Raw genomic sequence first — 3,044 nt, 5'->3', positions numbered from 1 at the left:
GAATGAAATATGTTCCTGTAAGCAGCTTGTTAGAAGATGAAGTAAAAATAGTAGTAGAGACTGACGAGATGAACATGATCCAAAGTGATATGGTCACTTATGCTGTCGCTTTTGGTCAGATAAAAATAACTGGGGTAATTGATCCTGGGCTAAAGCATTGCGCTATTAATTCCTTGAAAAGAATTCAACAGGCGGCAAAAATTTTGAACTGGGGAACGGAATCAGAAATAAGCAGTAAAATGATTGAAGATTTATATTCATTTTGACAACATTTTCTCCTTAAGAAACGTAATCGTATTCAGGAACCAGCGTTATTTATTTCAGAAAAGCAAGGAAAACGACTAACAAGAAGATCTGTAGAACTTATTATTGAGGAAATTGTCAAAGAAGACGATGTACGTGCAAACAATTAGAAAGTAACTCCACATAAGCTGCGACATATCTGTGCTACAGTCTTGTATATTGATAGCGAAGGAGCTGATCTTTTAGCATTAGCCGAATTATTAGGACACGCAGACCCTAAGACAACAACAATTTTATACTAAAGTTAATATTGAAAAAATGTGAAAAATCGTTGCATCAAACCCATTAGTAGCAACATAACAGAAGTCTTTCGAAGAATTTATTGTTAATTTGTTTGAAGGGTTTAAAAAAACATGGATTTTATAAGTCTTATACATTGGAGGTTTCATATTTTGGGAAGTAAAAGTATGTATCATAAAATTGTTTCAAACACTGAACTAATAGGTATTCTTTCAGAATATTATGATTTTGAAATTGTTGAAGCTAATTCAAATACAAATGATTATTTTTTTGTAGTCGATGACAAAGCGACTATCATAGCACAAAATGCTTCTGGTGGTGTGTTCGCTTTGTACGGAGATGGTGATGAAGAAGATTTACCAGTTATCTTTATCAGTTCCGAGGGACAGGCAGGGAAAGTTGGGAAAAACATCGAGGAATTTCTTGGTATAATGATTTCTTGTCCTTATTGGGGAGACTTATTGAAGTTTTCAGGAAATGGACAATTATCTGAGATGCTAAAATCTCAACCGTTTTTAGAAGATGAAATTTTAGAGGATTTACCTGAAATTGAGTCTGTTAAAAATAAAGTTTTTTCAATGTTATCCATGTGCGGAATTTCAAAACCAGTGGAAACATTATATGAATCAATGGATTCCAAGCCATATGTTCATGTTTCGTATCTAGAAGGTGAGAAATTCGATTCATTATTTAATAAGTTTGTAGTAACTGATAATCCTTTATGGAAAAACAAAATACAATAAAAAGAGTAACAGCTCGGATGCTTACGGCCAAGCTAAATATCATCTAAATAAAATAATCCCATTTATGTAAATGATATTATGAACAGTTACATTGATATTTATTATGTAGCTGTATCTCGATAAAAGGATAGATTCACAGAGGGATAGTTATTCATTCTAGCATTGGATATATGATGCCCAACTAGCGTGAACGCACGTACCGTTCTGTAGCTTAATTTTATCGATTCTATGTGTCCATTCTATTAACAGCGGTACAAATTACAATGCCTAAAAGAAAGTGGAGAAGAACATGTACATTAGCAAATGGTGGGGAGATTTAATTGGCGGTTCTGATGATTCGCTGGTATTAATAGACTATTTGGAACAATTGGACTTAACGGATGTGACGCTCAATCAGATTCTAAAGGACTTGGGTTTCGATGTTCTGCTTTCCGAGGGAGACTTGAAAAACGGCGGAAATATTGGATTTGATAGGAGAAGTGCTAACGGCATGTTTCGGGTAGAATTTGATATTGCCTGCGGTGCTCTAATCGATCTTTCAGCCATTGTGTTGGAGTGTCTTAAATCAGGCTATGTCGATTTGCATGATTTGGATGAGGCTAGGCAGCCGTGCAAACTTTATATTGATGCCTCTGAAGAAAAAAGAAACCTGCTTCGGGATGAATTGAACAAGTTTTCCCGTGATCCGTTGTCCTACGATTTAGCCGAGCTTGTTCCGACCGAAGATATGAGGGAGCTTGCGGAAAAGGCAAAAATGATCGCAGATGAGCTGTTATAAGTTGGTCTTAGCCTTTGAATAGGGGCCTGTTTGAAGCTTACACAACGACGCTGGTATTCCCCTAATAATCACATAAAATGATGTATAGTGGTGATCCAAAATCTTAGTCATCTTGCTTATTGGCTTTATGTGCATGGTGAGCCTCAGTTATCTTTAAAATGCATTTCATTTACACATGATGTAGTTTTTGAACAAAATTATAATGTTTGGGACTTTATTCATGCTATGTGGGACTGGAAATTCGACTTTTAAAAGAACAGAATAAACTTGACGAGGCACAGAAAATAATTGAAATAATTAATAAACATTTGCTTACGCCCACTAAAATCGATACACCAGAGGGTACAAAAACAAGAGAAGCAAAACGTCGTGAACGGTTTACTTATGAAAGTGTAATTAGAAATGAAAATATCGAAAGAGATTTACAAGACAATGATATTAAAAGAGCAAATGAGTGGAGATTTATTGCACTGCTTGGCATGATTGGCAATACCGAAACCGGGCTGTATCCAAATTTAAATGAACGTAAAGATGAAATTGAGCAAAAGATTACGGAATACATTACTGAATTAACTAAAATAAAGTAACTGTTCAAAATAAATAGAACGAAACCGCTGCACGGTGGCTTCAGCTTGCCATTGACCGCATTCGAACACTGAAAGGAGTAACATATGTCGATACAACCAGGTGACGTATTCGGATTCTGGAATCCGCAATTGAACGCTTATATCGCATGTCAGATTACGCATATTGTGCCAGCAGAAAAAACGGACGGAAAAGAAAGCTATGCTGCATTGATGCTGCATTGGACCGGGAGGGAGCTTCCTTCCATTGATCAGCTGAAACAGGCAAAGCCGCTTGTGATCAATTTTTATTTTTGGAGTGATCATCTGGATCATAAAATTAGTGCGGGTCCGATTCCTCCGGAGTATACCTATATTGGAAATTTTGAGGTCCTTGTGGAAGAGCAGCCGAGAAGC

The 3,044-nt window shown here is 36.3% G+C and carries 6 protein-coding genes and 1 pseudogene; all 7 read left to right on the top strand.

Annotated elements, in window-relative coordinates; genetic code table 11:
- Positions 1-266 (top strand): hypothetical protein (locus AC1DWN_RS31300; protein WP_477562763.1); only part of this gene is annotated, 266 nt, incomplete at its 5' end.
- 189 nt (positions 267-455) lie between these two features.
- On the top strand, positions 456-545 hold the full coding sequence (locus AC1DWN_RS31295) for a hypothetical protein (protein WP_477562762.1): 90 nt from the start codon (positions 456-458) through the stop codon (positions 543-545).
- A gap of 150 nt (positions 546-695) precedes the next feature.
- Complete coding sequence (locus AC1DWN_RS31290; protein WP_477562761.1) at positions 696-1,286, top strand: hypothetical protein; 591 nt, start codon at positions 696-698, stop codon at positions 1,284-1,286.
- Between the two features lie 289 nt (positions 1,287-1,575).
- Complete coding sequence (locus AC1DWN_RS31285) at positions 1,576-2,064, top strand: imm68 putative immunity domain-containing protein (RefSeq protein WP_477562760.1); 489 nt, start codon at positions 1,576-1,578, stop codon at positions 2,062-2,064.
- Between the two features lie 87 nt (positions 2,065-2,151).
- Positions 2,152-2,316 (top strand): DUF6707 family protein, encoded by a 165-nt coding sequence (locus AC1DWN_RS31280; RefSeq protein ID WP_477562759.1) that lies wholly within the window; start codon positions 2,152-2,154, stop codon positions 2,314-2,316.
- A complete protein-coding gene (locus AC1DWN_RS31275; protein ID WP_477562758.1) occupies positions 2,292-2,651 on the top strand; it encodes a hypothetical protein in 360 nt (119 codons plus the stop codon). Before AC1DWN_RS31280 ends, AC1DWN_RS31275 begins: the two co-directional genes overlap by 25 nt.
- 84 nt (positions 2,652-2,735) lie before the next feature.
- Positions 2,736-3,044, top strand: a pseudogene (locus AC1DWN_RS31270) (hypothetical protein); the annotation flags it as partial.

It is taken from the genome of Paenibacillus sp. P4_A7 (genome assembly GCF_056402455.1).
Note: the sequence above shows the minus strand (reverse complement) of the source record. Positions and strands in the feature narration are given on the sequence as shown.

Coding starts and splice junctions, on each gene's coding strand:
- AC1DWN_RS31285 (WP_477562760.1), top strand. CDS start 1,576: ATGTACATTAGCAAATGGTGGGGAGATTTAATTGGCGGTTCTGATGAT.